Source organism: Streptomyces rubellomurinus, assembly GCF_000961885.1.
Taxonomy (GTDB): Bacteria; Actinomycetota; Actinomycetes; order Streptomycetales; family Streptomycetaceae; genus Kitasatospora; species Kitasatospora rubellomurina.
The window spans coordinates 23,255-46,957 of sequence record NZ_JZKH01000065.1 but is presented as its reverse complement, the minus strand read 5'-3'; the positions used below and the strand labels follow the sequence as shown (position 1 = coordinate 46,957).

The following is a 23,703-nucleotide window of genomic DNA, read 5'->3' as shown; positions in this document are numbered from 1 at the left end:
GGGCGGGAGGGCAGGGCTGTGACGCTGGGCATGGAAGCACCTCTGAGCCTTAAGGCAAATGCTTTGCGTTTAGCACTCTAGGCTCGCCCTCCACCAAAACGCAAATATTTAGCTTTTGTGCGCCTCGGCGGGAGGAGACGCGGCGGGAGGAGCGGGAGGAGGCGCGAGACGGCCGAGCGCCGCCGCCACCAGGTGACCGGTGTAATCCTCCGACAGGTCGCCAGGGCGGAACAGGATCCGGTACATCAGGGGGGCGACGACGACGTCCAACAGGGTCTCCACGCCGGGCACGGCCTCCCCCCGCCCGGCCGCGCGCACGCCGATGGCCTTCAACTGCTCGGCGGCGTAGTCGGAGCAGCGGGCCGCGTTGCCCTGCTCGGGGTCGCCCAGCAGGGCGTCACGGATGTAGGCCGCGCCCGCCGTCGAGGACATCTCCTCGGCGAACTGCACCGCCCACGCCTCCAGGTCCGCCCGCAGGCTGCCGTGGTCGGCCGGCGGGGCCTCCGGGCGCAACCGCTCCACGGCCACGTCGGACAGCAGTTCCCGCAGGTCCCCCCAGCGCCGGTAGACGGTGGACGGCGTGACTCCCGCACGGGCGGCGATCAGCGGCACGGTGAGCGCGTCCCGCCCCACCTCCGCCTCCAGGTCACGGACCGCCTGATGCACGGACTGCTGGACGCGGGCGCTGCGCCCGCCGGGGCGTGTGGTCGCTCGGGCACTCATGCGCACAGCTTAACGCGAAGAAGTTGCGTCCGACGGGACATCGGCCTGGCCGGACGGCCCGCGTCACGACCCCGGACTCCCCCGGCCGCCCGCTGCTCCCCGCGGCCGCCCGGGCGGGGACGGCGGTGCGCGGGCCGCTCGGTCGGTCAGCGGCGCACCCGGTAGCGCAGGTGAAGCACCCGGTTGCCCTGGATCGCCACGTCAGGGTCCTCCAACAGGTGCTGCGCGTGGACCGACCCGAAGTAGCGCTTGCCGGAGCCGAACACGACGGGTACGACGTCCATGCGCACCTCGTCGACCAGGCCCGCGGCAAGCACCTGGCCGCCGACGTCGCCGGCGGCGACCTCGACGATGCGCTCACCCGCGAGCTCCTGCGCCTTGGCCACGGCCGCCTCGACGCCGTCGACGAAGTGAAACGGCGCCTCGGGGTCCCAGCCCTCGGGCGCCGGCCGGTGCGTCACGACGACCACGTGGTCGATGCCGCTCGGGGGCTTCCCGTCCCAGCCGTCCGTCAGGTCGAAGACGTGGCGGCCGGCGATCGTCACCCCGATCCGGTCCCAGTACGGCCGGATGTAGTCGTAGGACGTCTGCGCCACCTTCAGCTCGCCGCTCTCGTCCAACGGGACGTCACCGCTGGTCAACCAGTCGAACAGCGGTCCGGGCTGGTCGTTCTCGTCCGCGATGAAGCCGTCCACCGACACCGAGGCGTACATGACTACCTTGCCCACGGGGCGCTCCTCTGTTGGGGGATACCCCAAATTAGCGTGTCGTGAGCTGTCGCCGACCCGCCCACGCTGGCGGGCCCTGGCGCCGCACCGCTGCGTGCATGCCTGTCACCTGCTCGGGTGAGGGCGCCCGGACCACCCTGTCGGCATGGTCGGGAACCGTCGTCGGCGACGCGGAGGACGGCCTCGGCGATCTCCCGCACGCGATCCCGGGTGATGCCCGTCCTCGGGTCGCAGTCCGGCGGTCAGGACTTGCGCAGTGCCGGGGCCGGTGCGCCGATCAGCAGTCTGCGGACGGTGTCCCAGGCTCGGTGGAGCGCCGCGGTGACGGTCGGGGGGTCGCTGCCGAGCACGCGCAGCCACGCGCCGGCGTCCTCGGGCAGCACGCTCACGCCGTACAGCAGGCCGCTGTCCGCCAGCGCCTCGTGCAGGGCATCGGCGATCTCGTCGGCGGACACCAGCGGGGTGACGGCGTAGAAGGTGGACATCAGGTCGTGCCCGGCGAGCACGGCGGGGCCAGTGGTCCCGGAGCCGGTGGGCTCCAGGCGGACGGTGTCCAGGGCGAACAGCCGGCCGTCCGGTCTGCGCCACTCCAGGTCGGTGGCGAACACCTGGTAGGCGTTGCGCTCGCCGTGGGCCAGCCGGCCGGCCAGCACGGTCTCCCCGGCGAGCACGGTGGCCGAGGGCGCGGCGGTGATCACCGTGCGCTGGTAGAACCGCGAGTGGCGGTGCGGGATGGTCGGCTCGGGCAGGTACTCGACGTAACTGTCCTGCGCCGCGGTGAGGAAGACCTGCTGGGTGGCGTAGTCGGTGTCCATCCGGTGCACCTTGGTGGCGGCTTGGGTGGTGAGGTGGACGGCGGTGTCGGGACCGCAGTGCAGGTCCAGCCGCAGCCGGTCGGCCTGCACGATGCCGCCGCCGGTGGACATCAGGAAGGTGACGGCCAGGTCCGGGCGGAGCGGGTCGAAGTAGAGCGGGCGCATGATCTGCAGCGGCGACTTCTGGTAGCGGGTGACCAGTTCGGTCCGCCCGCCGGCCTGCTCGAAGCCCAGCTCCAGCAGGCCGATCTTGCCCGGTCGGCCGACCCCGAGCGCAGCCGGCCGGCCGGCGTGCCGCAGCACGGCGCCGGGGACGCGCGGGGGCTCGTAGTGGGCCGGGGCCAGCCTGGCCGCCGTGGTCACGCCGTGACTCCGCGGTACGACTCGAGCAGCTCGGCGACCTTCTCCAGTCCCTCGCCGGTCAGGCTGTTGGTGAGCACCACCGGGCGGCCCTCGCGCACCCGGTCGGCGTCGGCGGTCATCACGTCCAGGTCGCAGCGGACGTACTGGGCGATGTCGATCTTGTTGATCACCAGCACGTCGGAGTCGGTGATGCCCGGGCCGCGTTTGCGGGGCATCTTCTCGCCCTCGGCGGTGTCCAGCACGAAGAAGAACATGTCGACCAGCACCGGGCTGAAGGTCAGGGTGAGGTTGTCGCCGCCCGACTCGTAGAGCAGGGTGTCGATGTCCGGGAAGCGCTCCAGGAGTTCGGCGCCGGCGGCCAGATTCATCGTCGGGTCGTCGCGGACGGCGGTGTGCGGGCAGGCGCCGGTCTCCACCCCGACCACCTTGGCCGGGTCGAGCAGGCCGGCCAGGTTGCGGCGCACGTGCCGGGCGTCCTCCTGGGTGTAGATGTCGTTGGTGATGACCGCGGGGCGCCGGCCCCGGTCGATCAGCACCGGGACCAGCGCCTCGATCAGCGCCGTCTTGCCGGATCCCACCGGTCCGGCGAACCCCACCCGCAACACGTGGTCGGTCATGTCCCGCCTTCCTCCCTTGCCTTGTGCCTTGCCTGCTTGCGCCGGAGCGCTCAGGTGGCGAACATCCGTGCCTCGGACCGCTCATGGCGGCCCGACATGGCGTCGGCCACCGGGACGCACCCGCCCAGGTCGGCCAACTCCCGTGCCAGCGCGGCCTCGGTGACCTCGCGAATCACCGGGGCCGTCGCCCGCAGCGTGGCCTGCGCCCGGCGGTGGTCGGTCAGCCGCAACCGCAGGGCGGCGCCGGTGAAGCTGACCGCGAAGGCGAACAGGTCGCTCGCCACCGCCTGTTCGGCGGCCACCCGCCCGGACGCGTAGACGACGGCGGCCGCGACCGCCTGGCAGCCGGGCGTCCGCTTGGCGGCCACCAGCTCGGCGTAGTGCTCCAGTGCCTCGCCGCCGATCGCCGGCCGGGCGGTCTCCAGCATCTGCCGGCCGGTGCGGGTGGCGGCGAGCCGCAGCTCGCGGTTGAGCTTGCTCGCGTGCAGCCGCTGGTCCACCTCGACCACGGCGTCCCAGTCGCCGGCGCCCGCCGCGAGGTGCGCCAGCGCCAGCGCGGTGGCATCGGCCGGTCCCACCGAGTGGCGCAGCAGGTCGGTCAGCAGCGCCGGCATGCTGTCCGGGTCCACCGCCTTGGCCTGGTGGAAGCCCTCCAGTCCGTGCGAAAGGGTGTAGAGGCCGCTGGGGAAGGCCGAGTCGGTGAGCTGGAGGCAGAGAAGCAGGCTGTCGAGGGCCGCGGTCACGCGAGGTAGAAGAGGTGGTTGAGCGGCAGGCGTTCGGCCGGGGCGATGGTGGCGGGTTCGCCGTCCAGGGTGACCCGGTAGGTCTGCGGGTCGACCTCGATCCGCGGGGTCGCGTCGTTGCGCACCATGTGCTGCTTGCCCACGGTGCGGCAGCGCCGCACCGGCAGAACCTTGCTCCGGAGGCCGAGTTGGGCGGGCACGCCGAGGTCGACGGCGGCCTGGGACATGAAGGAGACCCGGGTGGCCTGCCGGGCCCGGCCCATCGCGCCGTACATCGGGCGGTAGTGGATCGGCTGGGTGGTGGGCAGCGAGGCGTTCGGGTCGCCCATCAGGGCCCAGTTGATCATCCCGCCCTTGATCACCAGCTTCGGCTTGGCGCCGAAGGAGTTGATCGGCCACAGCACGATGTCGGCCAGCTTGCCGGGCTCCAGCGAGCCGAGGTGGTCGGCGGTGCCGGAGGCGATCGCCGGGTTGATGGTGAGCTTGGCCAGGTAGCGCAGCACCCGGGAGTTGTCGTTGCGCTCGCTGTCGCCGGCCAGCTTGCCGCGCTGGTCCTTGCAGTGGTGCGCGGTCTGGAAGGCGCGGGCGAAGGACTCGCCGATCCGGCCCATCGCCTGCGAGTCGGAGGAGAAGATGCTGATCACGCCCTCGTCGTGCAGCACGGTCTCGGCCGCCACGGTCTCGCAGCGCACCCGCGAGTCCGCGAACGAGACGTCCTCGGGGCTGTCGTGGCTCAGGTGGTGGCAGACCATCACCATGTCGAGCAGCTCGTCGATCGAGTTGACGGTGTAGGGCAGGGTCGGATTGGTCGAGGAGGGCAGCACGTTGGGCTCGCCGGCGATCCGCATGATGTCCGGGGCGTGGCCGCCGCCGGCGCCCTCGGTGTGGAAGGTGTGGATCGTCCGGCCGTCGATCGCCGACAGGGTGTCCTCGTAGAAGCCGGACTCGTTGAGCGTGTCGGTGTGGATCGCCACCTGCACGTCGTACTCGTCGGCGACCCGCAGCGCGGCGTCGATGGCCGCCGGGGTGGTGCCCCAGTCCTCGTGCACCTTCAGTCCGCAGACCCCGGCCTCCACCTGCTCGCGCAGCGCCTCGGGCAGTGAGGCGTTGCCCTTGCCGAGCAGGCCGACGTTGACCGGCAGGTCCTCCACCGCCTGGTACATCCGGGCGGTGTTCCACGGGCCGGGCGTGCAGGTGGTGCCGTTGGTGCCGTCGGAGGGGCCGGTGCCGCCGCCGATCAGCGTGGTGATGCCGTTGGTCAGGCCTTCTTGGGCCTGCTGCGGCGCTATGAAGTGGATGTGCGTGTCGATACCGCCGGCGGTCGCGATCAGGTGCTCGCCGGAGATCACCTCGGTGCCCGGGCCGATCACCAGCTCGGGGTGCACGCCGCTCTGCAGGCGCGGGTTGCCGGCCTTGCCGACGGCGGTGATGAAGCCGTCCTTGACGCCGATGTCGCCCTTGACCACGCCGAGCACCGCGTCCAGCACGATCACGTTGGTGATCACCAGGTCCAGGGCGCCCTGGAGGCTGGTGGCGGCCGGGTCCTGGGCCATGCCGTCCCGGATGCCCTTGCCGCCGCCGTAGACGGCCTCGTCGCCGTAGTGGCCCTGGTTGTGGTCCTGCTCGATCTCGACCACCAGGTTGGTGTCCGCCAGGTGGAAGCGGTCGCCGACGGTGGGGCCGAACAGGTCGGTGTACTGCTTGCGCGCAATGATCGCCATCAGAGCTCGCCCTCCGTGTGCTCGATCCGTGTGCCCCGGAAACCGAGTTCGCCCGCGCGGCGCAGCGCCGCGGCGCGGGTGTGTGCCGAACCGAGCCCGCCGTTCACCAGGCCGCTGAAGCCGACCAGGCGACGGTTCCCGGCGTACGCCGTCAGCTCGACCTCGCGGGTGTCGCCGGGCTCGAAACGGACCGCGGTGCCGGCCGGCAGGTCCAGGTGCATCCCGTACGCCTGCTCGCGGTCGAACTCCAGCGCCCGGTTGACCTCGAAGAAGTGGTAGTGCGACCCGACCTGGACGGCGCGGTCGCCGGTGTTGCTCACCGGCAGGCGCACCTTGTCCCGGCCCGCGTTGATCTCCACGGGGTCGTCTCCGTACAGGTAGGCGGGTTTGCCTGCCATGGCGTCTCTCCTTCGGGCGTGCGTCGGTGTGGTGGGGCGCGCGGGGGTGTGGTCAGTGCCGGTGGGTCGTGTGCGGACGGCGATGGCGGCGGTGATGCCGTCCTCGCCGTGGCCGAGCAGGTGCAGGGCCGCGGCGGCACGGGCGTGCAGCACCTCACTGTTCAGGCGCCCACCGGGTCGTGACAGGAGACCAGTTTGGTGCCGTCCACGAAGACCGCCTCGACCTGGAGCAGCGGGAGCATCTCGCGCACGCCGGGCATCACGTCGTCGGCGCTGACGACCTTCCTGCCGAGCTCCATGCACTCGGCGAGCGAGAGGCCGTCCCGGGCGCCCTCCATGAGGGCTTCGCTGATCAACGCGACGGCCTCGCTGTAGTTGAGCTTCAGGCCACGCGCGCGACGGCGGCGGGCCAGATCGGCCACCACATAGACGTACAGCTTGTCGATCTCCCGCGGGGCGAGGTTCATCGGCCCCTCCTTCAAGAGCTTCAGGGTGGGTGAGCACGGCGGTGCAGGCAGCCCGCCGGAATCGTCTGCCCATGGGAGCAATGGTTTGTTTCGGGGAGTTTGACGGATTGTCACAACCACCGCACCGGCTGCCGGATGCGTGGGAACCTACGGCCAGGGGCGGCCGGGCGATCCGTCCTGATGGCGGATCGCACAGTTGCGCGGGCCACCGGCCGGGCCTCTGGAGTCTCCACATCCGGATGCCAGCACCCCCGTACCGGGCGGGATCTACGCCCCCGGACGTTCTCCTGCCCGCCAGGTCAGAGGGGAGGCACCGAGAGGCTCGGCGGAGCGGTCGAGGTGCGGGCGCAGGGTCGAGTAGGCGATGCGCGTGGGCAGGTAGCTGACCTCGCCGAACGGCCCGTGCACGGTGGCCAGTTCACCTGCGGCGCGGATCGGGTCGGGGGCGGGCAGCGCGGCGACGTCGGCGCGCTGGAACAGCCCGAGGTCCTGCACCCACATGCAGACCTTCGCCAGGTCGATGTGCACGCGCCAGCTGCCGCCCTCGCTCGCTCGCCGGCGCAGCGCCTCGATCATTGCGGCCGCGCCGAGGATCGCCGCGAGGTAGTCGTTGAGCAGGTAGGTCGGCGGCAGCCGCGGACCGTCGAAGGTGCCCTCCTCGGCGGCGAACCCGGTGGCCGCGCAGGCGAGCTGGTCGAAGCCGCCGCGCCGCGACCAGGGGCCGGTCGTGCCCCAGCCGTGGTAGTCCAGCACCACCAGGCCGGGCCGCTGCTCGAACAGGGCCTCGGGGCCGAAGCCCTTGGTGTCCAGGTTGAGGTAGTTGCTGACGTACACGTCCGCGCCGGTGAGCACCCGTCGGAAGGCCGCGGCCTGCGCGGGGTCGAGCAGGTCGCAGAAGGCGGCGCGCTTGCCGATCCCGGTCTCGATGATCATCCCGTTGGGGTCGGGGTGGGTGGGCGAGGAGATGTGCAGGACGTCGGCGCCCAGCTCGGCGCAGATCCGGGCGGCCATCGGGCCTGCGATGACGTGCGAGTTGTCCAGCACCCGCAGCCCGGTCAGTGGCAGGGCCGGCGGCAGGTCCCCGGTGGCCGGGAAGGGCTCGGGTGCGCTGTGGCCCACCTTCTCCAGGTGGATCAGCGGCTGGCCGTCCAGCAGTTGCCCCTGCGGGTGGGCGCGCCACTCCTGCTGCGTGCGTACGGCGACCGCGGTGCCGCCGCGGGAGCAGATCGCCTCTTCGAGGTCGAAGGCGTCCCAGTGGGCGATCGCGTCCGCCATGCGCTGCCGGTCGGGCGGGCAGTCCAGCACCTCGCAGGCGATGTCGCGCAGCTGCGGGTAGGAGAGCAGCACGTAGATGGAGCGGCCGTCGCCGGCGCGGTAGAAGTCGCTGTTGCCCAGCAGGTTGGGGTCCTCCCCCAGTTCGCTCACCGGCACGCCGCCGGCCCGGGTGAGGAAGACCGCCATCAGTTGGTGGATCGCGGACTCGACGGAGACCGTCACGTCCTGCCCGTCCCCGCCCCGCTGGCGCCACAGTGCCGAGGTCTCGGTGCCGAGCGCCGCGAGGGCGGCGGCGCCGGCTTCGCCGATGCGGTGCACGGAGGGGGTCAGCGGGTCGGCGCCGGTGATGGTCACCTTCCCGCCGGCCTCCTCGCCGGTGATGCCGAGCTGGTGGTAGAGGCCGTGCAGTGCGTCGTAGGGGGTCGCGGTCCCGGTCGTGCCCTGGGTCATGTCCCTCGTCCTTCCGTGGTGGCCGGGTTCGTTTTTCCAGGACAGCGGCGGGAATGGGCGGGTGTCCAATACCAAGGGCAGCGGGCAGGGATATGCGATGCCCTATGCATGTGTTCTGACCTGTTGTCATATCCGGTTTGCTATCGGCTTCCCGGGCGGCCGGTATTGGACGCGGCCTGCGGTGCGGGGTTTTCCTTGAAGGCGTCGCGACGACCGGAATTGATACCGCGAAGGGAATGCCGTGAAAGGAATGCTTTCCGGGGTCAGAGTCATCGAACTGGGCAGCGTGATCATGGTTCCGTACGCCGCCCAGCAGCTCGGTGACCTGGGCGCGGACATCATCAAGGTCGAGCCCCCGGGCGGGGACATGACCCGCCACTACCCGCCCGCCCGCCATCGCGGGATGGGTGGCGCCGGCCTCAATCTCAACCGCAACAAGCGCAGTGCGGTCATCGACCTCAAGGCGCCGAACGGCCGCGACGCGCTGCTCGCCCTGATCCGTACGGCGGACGTGTTCCTCACCAACGTCCGCCCGCAGGCCCTGGCCCGGCTGCGGCTCGGGTACGAGGAGCTGCGGGCCGTCAACCCCGGCCTGGTGTACGTCAACGCGCAGGGCTTCCGCTCGGACTCCGCACTCGGCACCCGCGCCGCGTACGACGACATCATCCAGGCCGTCTCCGGGCTGGTGTGGCTCAACCAGCAGGCGGGCGGCGGACCGCGGTTCGTGCCCAGCCTGATCGCCGACAAGATCTGCGGACTGCAGATCAGCCAGTCCGTACTCGCCGCCCTGCTGCACCGCGAGCGCGGCGGCAGCGGTCAGCACATCGAGGTGCCGATGGCCGACACCATGCTCGCCTTCAACCTGGTCGAGCACCTGGCCGGGGCGGTCATGGAAGGCGAGTTCGGCGCGCCGCGCTCGCTCAGCCGCACCCGGCGGGCGCAGCGGACGGCGGACGGCTGGATGTGCATCCTGCCGCACAGCGACCGCAACTGGCGGGACTTCTGCACCTTCGCCGGCCGCCCCGGGCTCGCCGCCGATCCGCGGTTCGCCGACCGCGCGCTGCGGGCCCGCAACGCCGACGCGATGTACCCGGTGCTGGAGGAGATGACGGTGACACGCACCTGCGCGCAGTGGCAGGAGTTCTGCGACCGTGCCGGCATCCCGGCCTCGCCCGTGCACAGCCTGGCCTCGGCCGTCGCCACCGCCTACGCCCGTGAGGGCGGCCTGCTGGCCGAGGCCGAGCACCCCACCGAGGGCCGTTACCGCTCCATCGCCCGTCCGGTGCGCTACTCCGCCGATCCCGTACCGACCGTGCGCCCCTGCCCCGCCCTCGGCGAGCACACCGACGAGGTGCTGCGCGAGGCCGGTTTCGACCCCGCCCTGCTGAACAAGGAGTAGTTCCATGACCGCGACCACCGACACCCTGCAACTGCGCAGGGAGGTACGGGACTTCCTCGCCGAGGAGCGCGCCCGCGGCACCGTGCTCGGGCGCCCCGACTCCTGGCTGACCGGCTGGGACCCGCAATTCAGCCGCCGGCTCGCCGGGCGCGGCTGGGTCGGCATGGCGCTGCCGCCCGAGTACGGGGGCGGCGGGCTCGGATTCGCCGCCCGGGTCGTCGTGATCGAGGAGTTGCTCGCCGCCGGTGCCCCCGTCTCCGCGCACTGGGTCGCCGACCGCCAGATCGGCCCTTCGGTCCTGGCCCACGGCACCGAGGAGCAGAAGCAGCGGTTCCTGCCCGCCATCGCCGCCGGGCGCTGCTACTTCTCCATCGGCATGAGCGAGCAGGAGGCCGGCTCCGACCTGGCCAATGTGCGCACCCGCGCCGAGCGGGTGCCCGGCGGCTGGCGGCTGACGGGTACGAAGAAGTGGACCGGCGGCGCGCACGTCAACGACTACGCGATCGTGCTGGCCCGTACCAGCGAGCACGAGGACCGGCACCAGGGGCTCAGCCAGTTCATCGTGGACCTGCGTGCCCCCGGCGTGCGCACCGAGCCGATCCGTCTGATCAGCGGCGAGCACACCTTCAACTGGTTCCACCTCGACGGCGTCGAGGTCCCCGACGGCATGCTGCTCGGCCAGGAGGGCGACGGCTGGAAGCAGGTCACCGGTGAGCTGGCCTTCGAACGCAGCGGGCCCGAGCGGTACCTCTCCACCTTCCCGCTGCTGGTCTCGCTGACCCGCGAACTGCGCCGGGGCGCGGCCACCCCCGACCAGCAGGCCCGGCTCGGCGCCCTGCTCGCCCGGGTCTTCGCGGTACGGCAGCTCTCGCTCGGCGTCGCCGACGCGCTGGACGCGGGCCGCCCGGCCGATGTGCGGGCCGCGCTGGTCAAGGACCTGGGGACGCGTCTGGAGGGCGACATCGTCCACGAGGTACGGCGCATCCTGCCCGTCACCGCCGACACCGGGGCCACGCCCGGCTCGTACCCCCACCACCTCGCCTACGCGCTGCTGCACAGCCCCGGCTACACCCTGCGCGGCGGCGCCAACGAGATCCTTCGCGGCATCATCACCCGCGGTCTGGAGCAGCAGTCATGACCACCGCCCTCGCCACCCACGTCACCGCCCTGCGCGCGGCGGGCCGCCTCGCCGAGCCCGGCCCGTTCGCCGAGACCGTGCTCGGGCACCTCGCACTCGCGCTCCCCCGGGCCCCGCTGACCGTCGCGCTCGCCGACGGCCTCACCCTCGCGTACGCCCGCCCCGCCGTCACCGGGGTCGGCCCCGCCGGCACCTCGGGCGAGGACGCCGCCCTGCGCGTGTCGGGCGCCCTGCCCCGGGTGCCGTACGGCGCCACGGCCACCGTCCTCGTCCTGGCCGAGGGCCCGGGCGGGCCCGTCCTGTTCCCGCTCGACCCGGCCCGTACCACCGTCGTGCCCGGCACCAACCTCGCCGGCGAGCCCCGCGACACCCTCCACCTGCACGACTACGCGGTGGCCGCCGACGACGTCCACCCCCTCAGCCCGGCCGAGCTCGCCGAGGCCGGGCTCCGCGCCGCCCTCGCCCGCGCCGCGCTGATCGCGGGCGCCGCCGAGCGCTGCGTCGAACTGACCGTCCGGCACACCGCCACCCGCACCCAGTTCGGGCGCCCGCTCAGCCGCTTCCAGGCCGTCAAGCAGGAGGAGGCTCGCCTGATCGAGGAGTCCGCCCTGGTGGGCGCCGCGGTGGACGCCGCCGCCCGCGAGCTGTCGCTGGTTTCCGTGGCCGCCGCCAAGGCGCAGGCCTCCGCCTCGGTCGCCGAGATCGCCCGCATCGCCCACCAGCTGCACGGCGCCATCGGCTTCACCGAGCTCGGCGACGTGCGCCTTGCCACCACCCGGCTGTGGTCCTGGCGCGACGAGGACGGCGACGAGTCGTCCTGGGCCGCCCGGCTGGGCCGCGAGGCGCTCGCCGCGGACGACGTCTGGGCGCTGCTCGCCGTCTGACCCGCCCGTCACCCGGGCCCCGGCCCGCCGGGCCGGGGCCCCCGCCCCCCCAGCCGATCTACGCTCGCCTCATGGATCTCACGCCCCGCCTGCTGGAACAGTTCACCGTCCTGGCCGAGGAGAAGCATTTCGGCCGCGCGGCAAGCCGGTTGATGATGAGCCAGCCCCCGCTCAGCCAGGCGGTCCAGCGCCTGGAGAGGATCGTCGGCACCCGCCTGCTGGAGCGGAACAGTCAAGGCGTCAGCCTCACACCCGCCGGTGAGGCCTTCGCGGCCGACGCCCGGCGGATACTGGAGGCGCAGGAGTGCGCCCTCGCCCGCGCCCGCCGGATCGCCTCCGGCCAAGAGGGCGAGCTGCGTGTCGGCTTCGTCAACAGCCTCGGCCACTGGCACCTGCCGCGTCTGCTCGCCGACGCCGCCGAGCAACTGCCGGGCCTGCGCCTGCACCTGCGGCAGACATCCACCGCCGAGCTGACCGAGCTCGTCCGCAGCGGCGCCGTGGACCTCGCGCTGGTACGCCAGCCCGCGCTCGACGACGACCTGACCGTCCACCGGCTCACCGAGGAACGCCTCTGCGCCGCCCTGCCCGCAGCTCACCGCCTCGCCGGGGCCGACCGCCTGTGCCTGGCCGACCTGCGCGAGGACTCCTTCGCCCTCCCCGGCGACGGGCCGCTCCGGCAACTGGCCCAGCGCATGCTCCTGGCCTGCGACCGCGCCGGTTTCGTCCCCACCGTCCGCGCCCACGCCGACGACCTGCCCGGCCTGCTCAGCTACGCCGCCTCCGGCCTGTGCGTCACCCTCGCCCCCGAGCACACCGCCGCGCTCTCCTTCCCGGGCGTGCGCTTCCTCCCCCTCACCGACGAGGCTCCCGAACTCACCACCACCATCGCGGCCCTGCACCGGCCCGACGTCGACCCGGCCGTACGCTCGCTGCTGGCCCTCGCAGCCGCCTCGTTCGCGGGTTGAACGCCGGGCTCGCGTCCACCGGGCACGGCCCACGGTGCGTTCACGACGAGGAGTCGGGCCCTGCCGGGGTCCTCGCCCTGACGCACACCCGCACCCGGACCGGCCCGCTTGCCGTACCGCCGCTCGTCACGGCCGGTGCGGGGTCGTCGCCGTGGCAGCTTCGTCGGCGCCGGGCGGCAGGGTCGGCAGCGGCCAGGACGGATCCGGTGCCCAGGTCGGCCAGCCGCCGGCGAACGGTCCGGTGCGGTCGTCCAGCATGCCGATCGCCCGGCCTCGGGCCCGCTCGATCTGGCGGCCCGTGTGGTCGTCGACCACGCCGAGGCGGCGCAGCTGGGCGTACTCCTCGGTGTCCTTCCAGTGGTGTCCCGACAGGTCGGGGGTGATGACCAGGTCGAGGGCGAGGTCCATGGTGTCGATGCCCAGGCCGGGGCGGCGCCGGTAAGGGTGCTCGAAGTTGACGTACCAGCGCAGCGGCTCGTGGGTGGTGGCGTCCTGGAAGCAGTGCACGGAGAACCACTCGCCGGCCAGGAAGTGGCTCAGCAGCTCGGTGTTCTGCCAGCGGTACGGGCCGAGGGTCCAGGCGCCGGCCGCCAGGTCGTCCAGGCCCTGCCGGCGGGCGGTGTCGTCGCCGGTGCGCGTGGAGGTGATCCAGGTCGTCGGGGCCAGGCTCTCGATGCCCGGCCAGTAGGCCAGGGTCAGCACGTGGTCGGTGTCGTCGATCACCCGTTGCGGCATCGCGGTCCACACCCGGTCGGCGTGGACGTCGCGGCGGATCGCGGTGGTGCCGGGCTCGAACAGGACGGTGTCGGTCATGGCGGAGAGTGTTCCCGGCCCCGGTGCCGGGAAGTCCGCTCGAAGGTGTGACGGCGGGTCAGGGCGTGGGGAGGTCGTCGCGGCCGGCGGCCCAGCGGTTCGGCGGCTGCGGGGTGTCCAGGCGCTTGCGCGGCTCCTGGACGGCCCGGGCGAGGGCGCCGGATTCGGCGCTTCGACCTCGGTGCGCTTCGCGCGGGCCCGGTGATCGCGGAGCGTCGCGGCCCCGCGGTCACCAGGCCCTGTGCCTCTTGGGGTGCCCCGGCGCGTCTGTCGGCGCCCGGGCGGGGTCAGGAGGCCGGTACGGGCTGTTGCGGGGCGAGGGAGTTGCCGGCCGGGATGTGGCCGCAGTCGGAGGGGGCGGGGCGGCCGGCGAAGCGGTCGTTCAGCCAGGCGAGGGCCTGCGGGGCCCAGGCGGCGGGGACACCGAAGTGGCTGAGGGCGTCGTACTGCTGGTACGCGAGGGCTGCGGTGCCGCTCGCGCAGTACTGGCGGGCGAGCGCGCGCACGTCCCCGGCGACCGCCACGCCGTCGCCCGTGCCGATGCCGGGCGGGTTGGCGAAGGTGCCTTCGAGGACGCCGGCGTTGCCCTGGGCGAGGTAGCCGGGCACGGTCGGGGTCGGGGCCGAACCGAGGTTGGTCCGGTTGACGGCCGCGACGTAGGGCTCCACCGAGTTCGGGTCGGCGTACTGGGGCTTGGCCATCGCCTTCCAGCTCAGCCCGGGGTAGTGGCCCAGGGCGTCGGTGAGCGAGGCGTGCTCCAGCTGCCGGTAGACCGAGCGGCCGTAGTCGTTCAGGTAGGGCGTGAGGTCGATGCCGGAGGAGCGCGAGACCCCGATCAGCGCCATCGGGATGATCCCGCTCCACATCAGCGAGCCGTCGATGTACCTGATGTTGTGGGCCGGGTCCACCAGCAGCCCGCCCTCGGCGTAGCCAACCAGCCTGGCGTTCACCTCGGGCGCGTAGCCGGGCGCGAGGGCCGCCGCCCAGGAGGAGGCGACGGCGCCGCCGGAGTACCCCATCAGCCCGAACCGGGTGTCCGGGGTCAGGCCGGTCGCCGGGGATCCGGTCGCGGCCCGGATCGAGTCCAGGGTGGTGATGGCGTACTCCGGCCCGGCTCCGAAGTCGGCGCTCTGGCCCTCGGTGTCCGGGATCACCACGTTGTAGCCCTGGGCGAGCAGCGGCACCAGGAAGATCGCCTCGGCGCTCGGGATCGCGCCGCCCAGGCTGAGGTTGCCCGCCACCGCCCGGGAGGGGCCGTCCGCCGGGTCGAGCGAGTCGTAGAAGGACTGGTACGAGACGGCTCGGCCGCTGTCCCCGGTCAGGCTGCGGAGCACGGTGGTGACGTTGGCGGCCGGGCGGCCCTGGGCGTCGGCGGTGCGGTAGAGCAGCTGAACCGCCGTCACCGGGGTGGGCAGCCCCAGGACGTGGTACGGCAGGGTCCGTGTCCTGAGGACGGTGCCCGGTGCGAGCGAGTCCAGCGGGGTGCTGCCGTCGTAGGAGTAGAAGGGGTCGCTCGCGGCGGCGGCGGAGCTCGCCGAGGCCGGGCCGGCCGTGGCGGCCGTGGCGGTGGCGGTCAGGGTGGTGGCGGTCAGGGCGGCGGTGACCGCGGCGGCGAGCAGCCTGGACGTGCGTTTGCGCATGACTCCCCCGGGTGGCTGGGATTCCTGATGGCCTGTCGCAGGACGCGTGTTACCAACAGGTAGCCGGCGTCCCGGAGACCATCATGGCGACGGCCGGGCGCGCTGTCTGCGGGGCGGGCGACGGAAGTTCCCGCTCTGGTCCGTGACCGGTCACGCCGTCTCGCGGCCGGTCGCGATGCGCCGTTGTCCGCGGGGTGTCCCGTCGACCCTGGCTGCTGGTGGTGCTGGTCGGCACGGCGGCCGCCGAGGAGAACCCGGCCGTCGCCGAGATGCCGGCCACCGTCCCGGCCGCAGCCGCCCGGGCCCCGCTCAGCTCTTCCGCGCGCCCAGGACGCAGAATTCGTTGCCCTCCGGGTCGAGGAGGGTCACCCAGTGCTGCTCGTCCTGCGCGGTGTCGGCGAGCCGGGCACCGAGGGAGAGCAGCCGGGCGACCTCGGCCTCCTGGTCGTCCGGGCGGAAGTCGGGGTGGAGCCGGTTCTTCGAGGTCTTGCCCTCGGGGACGGGCACGAAGAGCAGCCCCGGCATCCGGTCCGGCTCGGGCCGGATCTCGATGATCTCCTCGTCCTCGTCGACCACGACCCAGCCCAGGGCCTCGGCCCACCAGCGCCCGAGGGCGATGGGGTCGGAGGAGTCGACGATGATCTGTTCCCATGCGAGTGCCATGGGCGTGATCATAAAGAGGGTCGGCCGGCCGCCCACGCCCGGGCCTCCGCTCGCGAACTGCGGTGGCAGCCGAATTTCGGCCCGGGTCGGGTGCGGTCGCGTCCCGCGGGCCGACCGGCGCGGGGAGGAACCCGGACAAGGGGGTACGTGGTGAACGATGTTCCGGATCTCGGGCCCGTGCCCCGGCGGATCACCGTCAGTGCCGAACAGGCGGGGCGGCTCGTGGCCGAGCAGTTCCCGCACTGGGCCGCGCTGCCTGTGACGGCGGTGGAGAACGGCGGCTGGGACAACCGGACCTTCCGCTTGGGCGACGACATGCTGCTCCGCCTGCCCAGCGCGCAGGAGTACGCCCTGGCCGTGGAGAAGGAGCACCGTTGGCTGCCCGAGCTGGCACCCGCTCTCCCGCTGCCGATCCCGGTGCCGCTGGCGAAGGGGAGCCCCGGTGCGACCTACCCGTTCGCGTGGTCGGTCTACGGGTGGATCGACGGCACGCCGGCGACGTTCGAGTCCGTCGCCGATCCGATCCGCTTCGCCGAGGACCTGGCCGACTTCGTCGCCGCGTTGCGAAGCGTCGATGCCTCGCACGGGCCACAGCCCGGCAAGCACAACTGGTTCCGTGGCGCGACGCTGCGGACCTACGAGGCGCGGGCGCTCGGCGCGCTGGAGGAGCTGCGCGGCCACATCGACGTCGCGCCGGCCCACGAGTTGTGGACGCGGGCGCTCCGGGCGCGGTGGGACGGGACCGACGTCTGGTTCCACGGCGACCTTGCCCGGGGAAACCTCCTCCTTCGGGACGGACGGCTCTGCGCCGTCATCGACTTCGGTACGTGTGGCGTGGGGGACCCCGCCTGCGACCTCGCGATCGCGTGGACCCTGCTCTCGGTCGACGGCCGCGACGTGTTCCGGAAGCGGCTGGGCGTCGACGATGCGACGTGGGCGCGCGGACGGGGCTGGGCGCTGTGGAAGACGCTCGTCTCGTGCGCCGACAGCCTGGGCGAGGACGGCGCTGACGCCCGTGACGCGCGACGTGTGCTCTCGGGGATCCTCACCGATCGAGGCTGAGGGGTCGTAGGGCAGGTGGACCCACCGGGCAGTGGGGCATGACGTACCTGCGGAACTCCACCGTCACCCCGGGCCTCGCCGACGACGGCTCGGTGTCGCCGCCGGTCGGGCGGCCGGCGGCGTGTGGTCGCCGGAGGCTACGTCCGGACGACGATCACGTCGATGCCCGGCCCCGGCGGCGTCTCGACGTTGCCGGCCGCGTCCGTGGCGGTGGACGTCACCCGGTGGATGCCGAGGCCGGACGGCGGCCGCACCCGCCAGGTGCAGTGCCGGTGCGTGCCGTCCGTGCAGGTGAGCTCGGCGCGCCGTACCAGGGTCGGGCCGGGGACCTTCGGGGTGAAGACGACGTCCACGTGGTCGACGCCGGAGGCGTTGTCGCCGGCGGTGCCGGTGACGTACTGGTCGTCGTGCGGGCCGCCCGCCGGGACGGCCACGAAGATCGCCTCGGACGCGGTGGTGAAGGCCGAGCGCGGCGGGGTCCGGTCGAGCCGGACGGTGTACGTCTTCTCGCTCTCCTGGTTCCCCGCCCGGTCTCTGGCGTGGAAGGTGATGACGCTCTCGCCCTCCTGGGTGATCGTCAGGGCGGCCGTGTCGCCGGGCACGGTGGTCTGCGGGGTGCTCTGGGCGCCGCTCGTGCGGTAGCTGACGCTCGCGACGCCCGAGCCGCCGGGTTCGTCCACCGCGGTCAGGGTGACGTGCCCGTCCGCGGTGATCCAGCCGGCCGGGTCGGGGGTCGGGCCGAGGGCGGCCGTGGTGACCGGCGCCGTCCGGTCGATGCGCACCGTGAGGTCCTTGGCGTCCTCGGTGTTCTGCGCGCGGTCGACGGAGCGGTAGGACATCGTGTGGACGCCCGCGGTGGTCACCGGCACCGGGCCGGTGTAGGTGGTCCAGCCGCCGCCGTCCAGGGTGTACTCGGTGCGGGCGACCCCGCTGAGGTCGTCGGTGGCGCTCAGGGCGACGGCGACGTCCCCGTTGTTCCAGCCGGCGCCGTTCGGCGGCGGGTCGGCGGTGGCGGTGGTGACGGGCGCGGCGGTGTCGACCGGCTGGATCTGCTGGAAGACCTGCGCGTCGGGTTCGTGGATCTCCTGCGGCTGCGGGAGGCCGGGGACGGTGGCGCCGCCGATCGCGCCGCCCTTGAGGCGGATGTGCGCCCAGTCGTCGTACCCGTCGAGTCTGACGCTCTTCGTGCCATCGTTGTTGACGTCGGAGGCGACGGTCCCCGGGTCCTTCGAACCGTTGCAGTTCCAGTCCATGTAGCCGGCCCTGTCGACCCGCGCGGCGATGAACGAGCCGGCGCAGTTGCGCTTGACGTCGTAGCGCACGCCGCTGCCGCTGGCCGGCACGGACGCCTCGTCCAGGTGGGTCTCGTCGACGGTGGTGGCGATCCGGGAGTAGTCGACGAACCGGTCGCTCCCGTGCGGCAGGCCGTCGTCGGAGTACAGGTAGTTCATGACGCTGAAGTAGTGCGGCTTGAAGTTGAGGTCCTCGAAGCCGCCGTGCTTGAGGCCCAGGTTGTGGCCGAGTTCGTGCATCAGGTCGGTGGCCTGCTGGTTCTTGTCGCCGACCTGGCCGCTCTGGAGGCCGAGGGAGAGGATGAGGTCGCTGGCGCCGTCCGGGGAGATGCCGGTCCAGGAGGTGCCGGGGATGAGCTGGTGGGCGGCCACGGCGTAGTGGAACACCGGTGCGCGGCCGGAGCTGACGAAGCCGCCCGGGGCCTTCTTGATGGCGTCGAGGGCGTCCCATGTGTACCTGCTGTTGTTCTGGCAGCTGCCGTCGCCGTCGCAGGTGCCGAGGCTGGCGGTCTCGGTCAGCTGCCGGGCGCGGCTGTACCCGCCCCAGGTCTGCTGGGTGGCGTGGTTCATGATGCTGCCGGGCCCGGCATCGATGTGCAGGTTGATGCCGGGGCTGGTCGCGCCGCGACGCTGGAACGGCGCGTTGGCGAAGGCGTCGACGAGCAGCTTGGCCGCCGCCGGATCGAACTGGTGGCTGTGGGCGTTGCCGGGGCTGGTGTCCGCCATCCAGTCGACCTGGACGAAGATGTCCGGCCTGTTGACGTCGGCGCCCATGGCGGGCAGGTCGATGAACTGCTGGCCGCTGCCGTCGCCCGGGTCGAGGCTGACGCCGTGCTGCTTCCACTCGTCGGCGATGCCGTCGCACATCTTGGAGTTGCAGTCGAAGGTGTAGGTGGCGGTGGCGTTGTTGCCGTCGCCCCCGTCACGGTTGATCTTGTAGCCGCTCGGCACCGTCTCGCTGTAGCTGTTGGAGAGGTAGAACGGGTTGTCCCAGTGGATCCGCAGGTCGGGGCCGCGCTCGCCGTCGATCGCGAAGAAGGCCGACCCCTCGGTGCCGGTCATGAAGCCGTTGGACTCGGACTCCCAGCTGGCCGTCGCCCCGGCCTCGATGCGGGCGGGCGGCTCGTGGGTCCAGATCCCGTGGTCGAGGTAGTGGTTGGTCAGCACGAGCGCCCGGTCACTGGTGTTGTTGAGGACGATCGTGGTGCTGCGGGCCGCCCGGACGGCCGCCTCGGCCGGCGGCGGCGCCGTGCCGAACCCGGTCCCGGCTCCCAGCAGCGCCAGGCCGAGCACCGCCACGGCCCGTACGGCCCGGCCGCGCCACCGTGCGCCGCCTCGCTCGCGTCTCATCCGCCCTCACTCTCCGTGCCGCATCGGCCCCGTGCTCACCGTGGGGCGGCCCTTGGCCCCGGGCATCCGGGCGGGGCCCGAACGGGGACGGAAGACGGTCGAACGGCCGGACCGGGCTGGCCTCCCCGGGTGAACGGGCCCCGAACGGCTGCGGCCACGGTGGCGGGCGGGTTCGCCGGCCGCCGCCGTGGCCGCCCTCACGAGCGGTGATCAGTTGGAGCGGCCCGCCACCTGGTTCGAGTACTTGACCAGGGCGCTGTTGCCCGCCTGGTCGAACGCCTCCACCTTGGTCTTGAAGTCGGCGGCGTACTTGGCGTTCTTGGACAGCACCCAGAAGTCGGGGGCGCTGAACTCACTCGTGTTGCCCCAGTCCTGGACGGAACGGCACGCGGTGGAGACGGTGTCCCACCCGTAGCCGACGTACCTGCGCTGGATGCTGATGCACACCCTGGAGATGCCGCCGGCGTTGGTGTAGCTCCCCGACCCGGAGACCTTCTGGTACGCGTCGGTCTGGTTGACCACCGTGAAGCCGACGTCGATCCGGTCGCCTTCCGCGGCGTGGGCGGTACCGGCCGTGCCGAGCATCGCGGCCCCGGCGGCCGCGGCGGACACCGCGGCCACGGCGATCTTCCGGATGGACTTCTTGACCATGACGACTCCTTCGTGCTGGTTGAACGGTCAGCGACGAAGATGCCGTTCGGGCGTAGACGTTTCGTCGACGGCGAGTCAACAGGGCGTTCACGAAAGGCCTGCGCCCGCGTCCGGGGGCCGGTGGCCGGGGGCCGAGTCGCTCAGGGGCCCCGGTCGCACAGGGTGAAGACGTCGTCGGGGTCGCCGGTCTCCACGGCGAACACGATCGGGATGGCCATGCCCGTGACCGTACCGATCAGACGGAGGGTCACCAACGGGATGTCGGTGGGACGGGCGTGTTCGGCCACCGCCGGTTCGCTCTTGCGCATCTGACGGATGCTCTGCATAGTTGCCTGGCATCCCGATGATCACATCCGGCGCGACTGTTTCACCGCGGCTATTGGCATGGTCATGGCCGAAATGCTGTCCGGGTTCGCCGCACCGCGGTCCCCTGGGCTGGAACCGCTCGGCCCCGGTGTCCCGTGTCAGCACGTCCCTTCCAGGAATGAGGAGAAGGTCATGCGTTCCGCCGCCAAGACCGGGCTGCGTGCCCTGGCTGTTCTGGCCCTCACCGTGTCGGCCGTTTCCGTGGCTCCGGGCGGCGCCACGGCCGCGCCGACCGACTCGAACGGCAGCTTCCAGATCGGCACCTTCGCGGGCAAGTGCCTCGACGTCTGGGGCGCCGGCACCAACGACGGGGCCGGCATCGACCAGTGGACCTGCAACGGCCAGGCCAACCAGCGGTTCACGATCGTGCCGGGCAACGACGGGTACGAGATCCACACCTTCGCGGGCAAGTGCCTGGACGTCTGGGGTGCCGGCACCAACGACGGGGCCAGCATCATCCAGTGGACCTGCACCGGCAGCCCCAACCAGGAGTTCACGTTGGTGCCGCACCCCAACCACCAGACCGACATCCGCACCTTCGCGGGCAAGTGCCTCGACGTCTGGGACGCCAACGTCAACGACGGGGTCAACATCATCCAGTGGATCTGCACCGGCAGACCCAACCAGCAGTTCACGCTCTCCTGAGCGGATCCGAGCGGCCTCCGGACGCGACAGCCGGCCGGACGTCGGCCCCCGTGACCGCCCGCCGGCCGCCGTCCGGGCCGGCGGGCGGGGGGCTCACGGGTTCAGCCGCCGCAGGGTGAAGGCCGTCGCGCGGTAGGAGGACCGGGCCACGGTGGAGTTGGCGTGGGCGGCCTGCGCGACCGCGAGCCGGTTGCCGGAGTGCTGCGGCTCGAGGGGTCAGCCGGCGACGGTGTCGGCGGGTGGGTGGAGGGCGTCCAGGAGTGCGCCCTGGTGGTCGGTCAGTTTGCCGTCGGTGCGGGCCTTGTGCTGTTTGCGCAGCCAGGCGCCGGGGCGGAAGGTGGGGTCGGCTTCGCCGCCGGTGCGGTTGGCCGGGCCGGTGAGGGTGCCGCCGGCCTCCAGGTAGGCGAGCAGGCGGCGGTAGGAGCGGTTCCAGTCCGGCTCCAGGTGCCACAGCTCGTCCAGGACGGCCAGCTTGGCCACCTGGTCGCCGGTGAGGCCCGCGGCCCTGCGCTGGCGGCGCATCCACGCGCCGACCGCGTAGTCGTCGAGCTTCGCGGTGGCGGGGATGGCGAGGTGGCCGTGCTGGTGGTGGAAGGCGGCGGCGTAGGCGTAGCCGCGTTCCCAGGCGTTGGCGTTCTTCGACCAGATCATGCCGAGCGCGTCCAGCTCGAAGACGCGGGCCGCGTCGAGCAGGTGCTGGGCGTTCAGGTGGCGCTGGCGGGTGAGCCAGGAGATCAGCTCGGCGTGCTCGGTCCTGTCGGTGGGGTCGAGGTGGCCGTGCCGGTGGTGGAAGCCGGCTGCGACGGCGTGCATGCGCTGCCACTCGAGCGCGCGCGGGTGGAAGGCGCGCAGCTTGACGCTCCGCAGGATCTGGGCGGCGTGGCGGCGGGCGTTGATCAGCAGCCACTCGACCGGCGACTCGACCGGCGCTGCGGGCTGTTCGCCGTGCCCGGCCTCGGCCGGCTCGGGCGTGGTGGTGTGCGCGGCGCCCCGGGGGCGGTGGGCGCGCAGTTCGGTGATCCGGCCGGCCACCCGGGCGTCGTGCGCGGCCAGTGCCCGCAGGACGCGCCAGATGGTGCGGAACGACGACGCTTCGATCTCGGCGTCGGGGACCTGGGGCGGGTCGGCGGTGGCGGTGTCGTCGCCGGTCCCGGGGGTGGGCAGGTAGACCGGGACGACGACCCAGGAGACCTTGCCCTGGCGGTAGGTCTGGCGCAGCGCCCGGCCCACGGCCTGGACGATGTCGATGACCGAGCTCTTGGGGTCGGCGAAGCACACGGCGTCGACGGCGGCGACGTCGATGCCCTCGTTGAGGAGGCGGGAGTTGCAGATGATGCGGCACTCCTCGCCTTCCTCGCCGGGCCGCTCGCCGGTGGGGGCCTTGAACGTGGCGAAGGCGGCGCGGCGGTCCTTGAGGCGGTCGGTGCCGGCGACGGCGAGTGCCGTCAGCCGTTGCGGGCGCTGCGCGTCGGGCAGCAGTTCGGTGGCGGCCGGCAGGCCGGCGGCGAAGTCGCGGGCGGCGGAGACCCGGGAGTGGAAGGTGATGACGCGGCGCAGCCGCAGGTCGTTGACGGCGCGCAGGACGGCGGTCTGCAACGCGAGGCGCAGCAGTTCCTCGTTGGAGCGCTGGGTGCGCAGGTCGGCGACGGCGGGGAGGTTGAGGAGGTCGCGCAGGTCGGCGTCGGTGACGACGGGGACCAGGACGCGGTAGTCGGCGAGGTAGCCGTGTTCGATGCCCTGGGAGAGGGTCCAGGTGAAGACGGTCCTGCCGTAGATCGTCTCGTCGTCCATGGAGCAGAGGGCGGGCAGTGCCTGGCCGTCGGTGTCGGCGAGGTCGGTCAGGCCGTCGTTCGCGCGCCGGTCGTCGGCGATCCTGGGGGTGGCGGTGACGTACAGGCGCCTGCGGGCGGGGACCTGGGTGTCGTCGTGGACGGCGGCCCACGCTTTGCCTTGGGCGCCGGCGGTGCGGTGGGCCTCGTCGACGACGACCAGGTCCCAGGCGGGTAGGCCGAAGTCGTGGTGGGCCTGGGCGATGCGCTGCAGGCTCGCGTAGGTGGCGTACACGGTGACGGGTTCGCCGGGCTTCTCGGCGGTGATCAGGTCGGCGATGCGGGGGGCCTGTGTGGTGACGCGGGCGTGGACGCGGCCGCCGGCCTCCGCGCTCTCCAGTGCTTCCTGACGCGAGCACGCCGCCACGGCCAGGCCCCGGCGTGCGCCGCGCAGTGACCAGGCTTCGGCGGTCTGCTCCAGCAGTTCGATCGTCGGTACCAGCACCAGGACGGAGCCCTTCGCCGCGAGGCGTCGGGCGCAGCCGGCGGCGATCAGGGTCTTGCCGGAGCCGGTCGCGGCGACGACGGTGGCGCGGCCGCCGTTCTTCAGCTCGCGCACCGCGGCCGCCACGGCGTCCTTCTGGAACGGGTGCAGTGGCAGCGGGTTGGCCTCGGTGGTGCCGGGCGGCTGCGTCGGGGGCGGCGGCGCGGCCTGGGCGGTGGTGGTGGTGGTGGTCTGCACGGGGGTACTTCTCCTTGGGGTGCC

The 23,703-nt window shown here is 72.7% G+C and carries 22 protein-coding genes; 6 read left to right on the top strand and 16 right to left on the bottom strand.

Going from position 1 to position 23,703, the window contains the following annotated elements:
* Positions 1 to 108: 108 nt before the first annotated feature.
* The 9 genes from VM95_RS26635 to VM95_RS26595 form a co-directional block, all read right to left on the bottom strand.
* Positions 109 to 723, bottom strand: a complete 615-nt coding sequence (locus tag VM95_RS26635) for a TetR/AcrR family transcriptional regulator (RefSeq protein ID WP_045701162.1) — start codon at positions 721 to 723, stop codon at positions 109 to 111.
* A gap of 146 nt (positions 724 to 869) precedes the next feature.
* Positions 870 to 1,451 (bottom strand): dihydrofolate reductase family protein, encoded by a 582-nt coding sequence (locus VM95_RS26630; protein WP_045701160.1) that lies wholly within the window; start codon positions 1,449 to 1,451, stop codon positions 870 to 872.
* A 242-nt stretch (positions 1,452 to 1,693) separates the two neighbouring features.
* Positions 1,694 to 2,629, bottom strand: a complete 936-nt coding sequence (locus VM95_RS26625) for an urease accessory protein UreD (RefSeq protein WP_045701158.1) — start codon at positions 2,627 to 2,629, stop codon at positions 1,694 to 1,696.
* Positions 2,626 to 3,246, bottom strand: coding sequence for an urease accessory protein UreG (ureG, locus tag VM95_RS26620; protein ID WP_045701156.1), 621 nt, complete (start codon positions 3,244 to 3,246; stop codon positions 2,626 to 2,628). The genes VM95_RS26625 and ureG overlap by 4 nt, the downstream gene beginning before the upstream one ends.
* A gap of 50 nt (positions 3,247 to 3,296) precedes the next feature.
* Positions 3,297 to 3,989, bottom strand: a complete 693-nt coding sequence (locus VM95_RS26615; RefSeq protein WP_045701153.1) for an urease accessory protein UreF — start codon at positions 3,987 to 3,989, stop codon at positions 3,297 to 3,299.
* Entirely contained in the window at positions 3,986 to 5,710 is a 1,725-nt protein-coding gene (gene ureC / locus VM95_RS26610; protein WP_045701151.1) for an urease subunit alpha, read from the bottom strand. The genes VM95_RS26615 and ureC overlap by 4 nt, the downstream gene beginning before the upstream one ends.
* Positions 5,710 to 6,108 carry an urease subunit beta gene (locus VM95_RS26605; protein WP_045701180.1) on the bottom strand — a complete coding sequence of 133 codons (399 nt, stop codon included), beginning with the start codon at positions 6,106 to 6,108 and terminating at the stop codon, positions 5,710 to 5,712. Before VM95_RS26605 ends, ureC begins: the two co-directional genes overlap by 1 nt.
* A 161-nt stretch (positions 6,109 to 6,269) precedes the next feature.
* Complete coding sequence (locus VM95_RS26600; protein WP_045701149.1) at positions 6,270 to 6,575, bottom strand: urease subunit gamma; 306 nt, start codon at positions 6,573 to 6,575, stop codon at positions 6,270 to 6,272.
* Between the two features lie 267 nt (positions 6,576 to 6,842).
* Positions 6,843 to 8,300, bottom strand: coding sequence for a CoA transferase (locus VM95_RS26595; RefSeq protein ID WP_045701147.1), 1,458 nt, complete (start codon positions 8,298 to 8,300; stop codon positions 6,843 to 6,845).
* Between the two features lie 250 nt (positions 8,301 to 8,550).
* Here VM95_RS26595 and VM95_RS26590 point away from each other — a divergent pair, with 250 nt between their 5' ends.
* The 4 genes from VM95_RS26590 (at position 8,551) to VM95_RS26580 (ending at position 12,686) form a co-directional block, all read left to right on the top strand.
* The gene (locus VM95_RS26590; protein ID WP_045701145.1) at positions 8,551 to 9,699 is read left to right on the top strand and encodes a CaiB/BaiF CoA transferase family protein; all 1,149 of its coding nucleotides are present in this window, start codon (positions 8,551 to 8,553) and stop codon (positions 9,697 to 9,699) included.
* A gap of 4 nt (positions 9,700 to 9,703) precedes the next feature.
* The gene (locus VM95_RS39145; protein WP_052707597.1) at positions 9,704 to 10,837 is read left to right on the top strand and encodes an acyl-CoA dehydrogenase family protein; all 1,134 of its coding nucleotides are present in this window, start codon (positions 9,704 to 9,706) and stop codon (positions 10,835 to 10,837) included.
* Positions 10,834 to 11,721, top strand: a complete 888-nt coding sequence (locus VM95_RS39140) for an acyl-CoA dehydrogenase family protein (RefSeq protein WP_052707596.1) — start codon at positions 10,834 to 10,836, stop codon at positions 11,719 to 11,721. Before VM95_RS39145 ends, VM95_RS39140 begins: the two co-directional genes overlap by 4 nt.
* A gap of 71 nt (positions 11,722 to 11,792) precedes the next feature.
* On the top strand, positions 11,793 to 12,686 hold the full coding sequence (locus VM95_RS26580; RefSeq protein ID WP_045701143.1) for a LysR family transcriptional regulator: 894 nt from the start codon (positions 11,793 to 11,795) through the stop codon (positions 12,684 to 12,686).
* Between the two features lie 126 nt (positions 12,687 to 12,812).
* Here the strand turns inward: VM95_RS26580 and VM95_RS26575 are convergent, their stop codons facing one another.
* From VM95_RS26575 to VM95_RS26565, 3 genes are all read right to left on the bottom strand, one after another.
* Positions 12,813 to 13,499, bottom strand: coding sequence for a DUF402 domain-containing protein (locus tag VM95_RS26575; protein WP_045701142.1), 687 nt, complete (start codon positions 13,497 to 13,499; stop codon positions 12,813 to 12,815).
* 287 nt (positions 13,500 to 13,786) lie between these two features.
* A complete protein-coding gene (locus VM95_RS26570) occupies positions 13,787 to 15,139 on the bottom strand; it encodes a lipase family protein (RefSeq protein ID WP_045701140.1) in 1,353 nt (450 codons plus the stop codon).
* Between the two features lie 309 nt (positions 15,140 to 15,448).
* Positions 15,449 to 15,802 carry a VOC family protein gene (locus tag VM95_RS26565; RefSeq protein WP_208615534.1) on the bottom strand — a complete coding sequence of 118 codons (354 nt, stop codon included), beginning with the start codon at positions 15,800 to 15,802 and terminating at the stop codon, positions 15,449 to 15,451.
* Between the two features lie 150 nt (positions 15,803 to 15,952).
* On the opposite strand from VM95_RS26565, the gene VM95_RS26560 reads away from it, so the two are divergent.
* Positions 15,953 to 16,864: an aminoglycoside phosphotransferase APH(3') gene (locus tag VM95_RS26560; protein ID WP_045701177.1), complete on the top strand. Its 912-nt coding sequence runs from the start codon at positions 15,953 to 15,955 to the stop codon at positions 16,862 to 16,864.
* Between the two features lie 137 nt (positions 16,865 to 17,001).
* Here VM95_RS26560 and VM95_RS26555 read toward each other — a convergent pair whose 3' ends face one another.
* The 3 genes from VM95_RS26555 to VM95_RS42800 form a co-directional block, all read right to left on the bottom strand.
* Positions 17,002 to 19,506, bottom strand: a complete 2,505-nt coding sequence (locus VM95_RS26555; protein WP_157882222.1) for an OmpL47-type beta-barrel domain-containing protein — start codon at positions 19,504 to 19,506, stop codon at positions 17,002 to 17,004.
* Positions 19,507 to 19,716: 210 nt separating this feature from the next.
* Positions 19,717 to 20,157 carry a hypothetical protein gene (locus VM95_RS26550; protein WP_045701133.1) on the bottom strand — a complete coding sequence of 147 codons (441 nt, stop codon included), beginning with the start codon at positions 20,155 to 20,157 and terminating at the stop codon, positions 19,717 to 19,719.
* A 140-nt stretch (positions 20,158 to 20,297) separates the two neighbouring features.
* Positions 20,298 to 20,465, bottom strand: coding sequence for a hypothetical protein (locus VM95_RS42800; protein WP_157882221.1), 168 nt, complete (start codon positions 20,463 to 20,465; stop codon positions 20,298 to 20,300).
* A 190-nt stretch (positions 20,466 to 20,655) separates the two neighbouring features.
* Here VM95_RS42800 and VM95_RS26540 point away from each other — a divergent pair, with 190 nt between their 5' ends.
* Entirely contained in the window at positions 20,656 to 21,168 is a 513-nt protein-coding gene (locus tag VM95_RS26540) for an RICIN domain-containing protein (RefSeq protein ID WP_052707595.1), read from the top strand.
* A 216-nt stretch (positions 21,169 to 21,384) separates the two neighbouring features.
* Here the strand turns inward: VM95_RS26540 and VM95_RS26535 are convergent, their stop codons facing one another.
* Positions 21,385 to 23,679 (bottom strand): DEAD/DEAH box helicase, encoded by a 2,295-nt coding sequence (locus VM95_RS26535; protein WP_052707594.1) that lies wholly within the window; start codon positions 23,677 to 23,679, stop codon positions 21,385 to 21,387.
* Positions 23,680 to 23,703 lie beyond the last annotated feature (24 nt).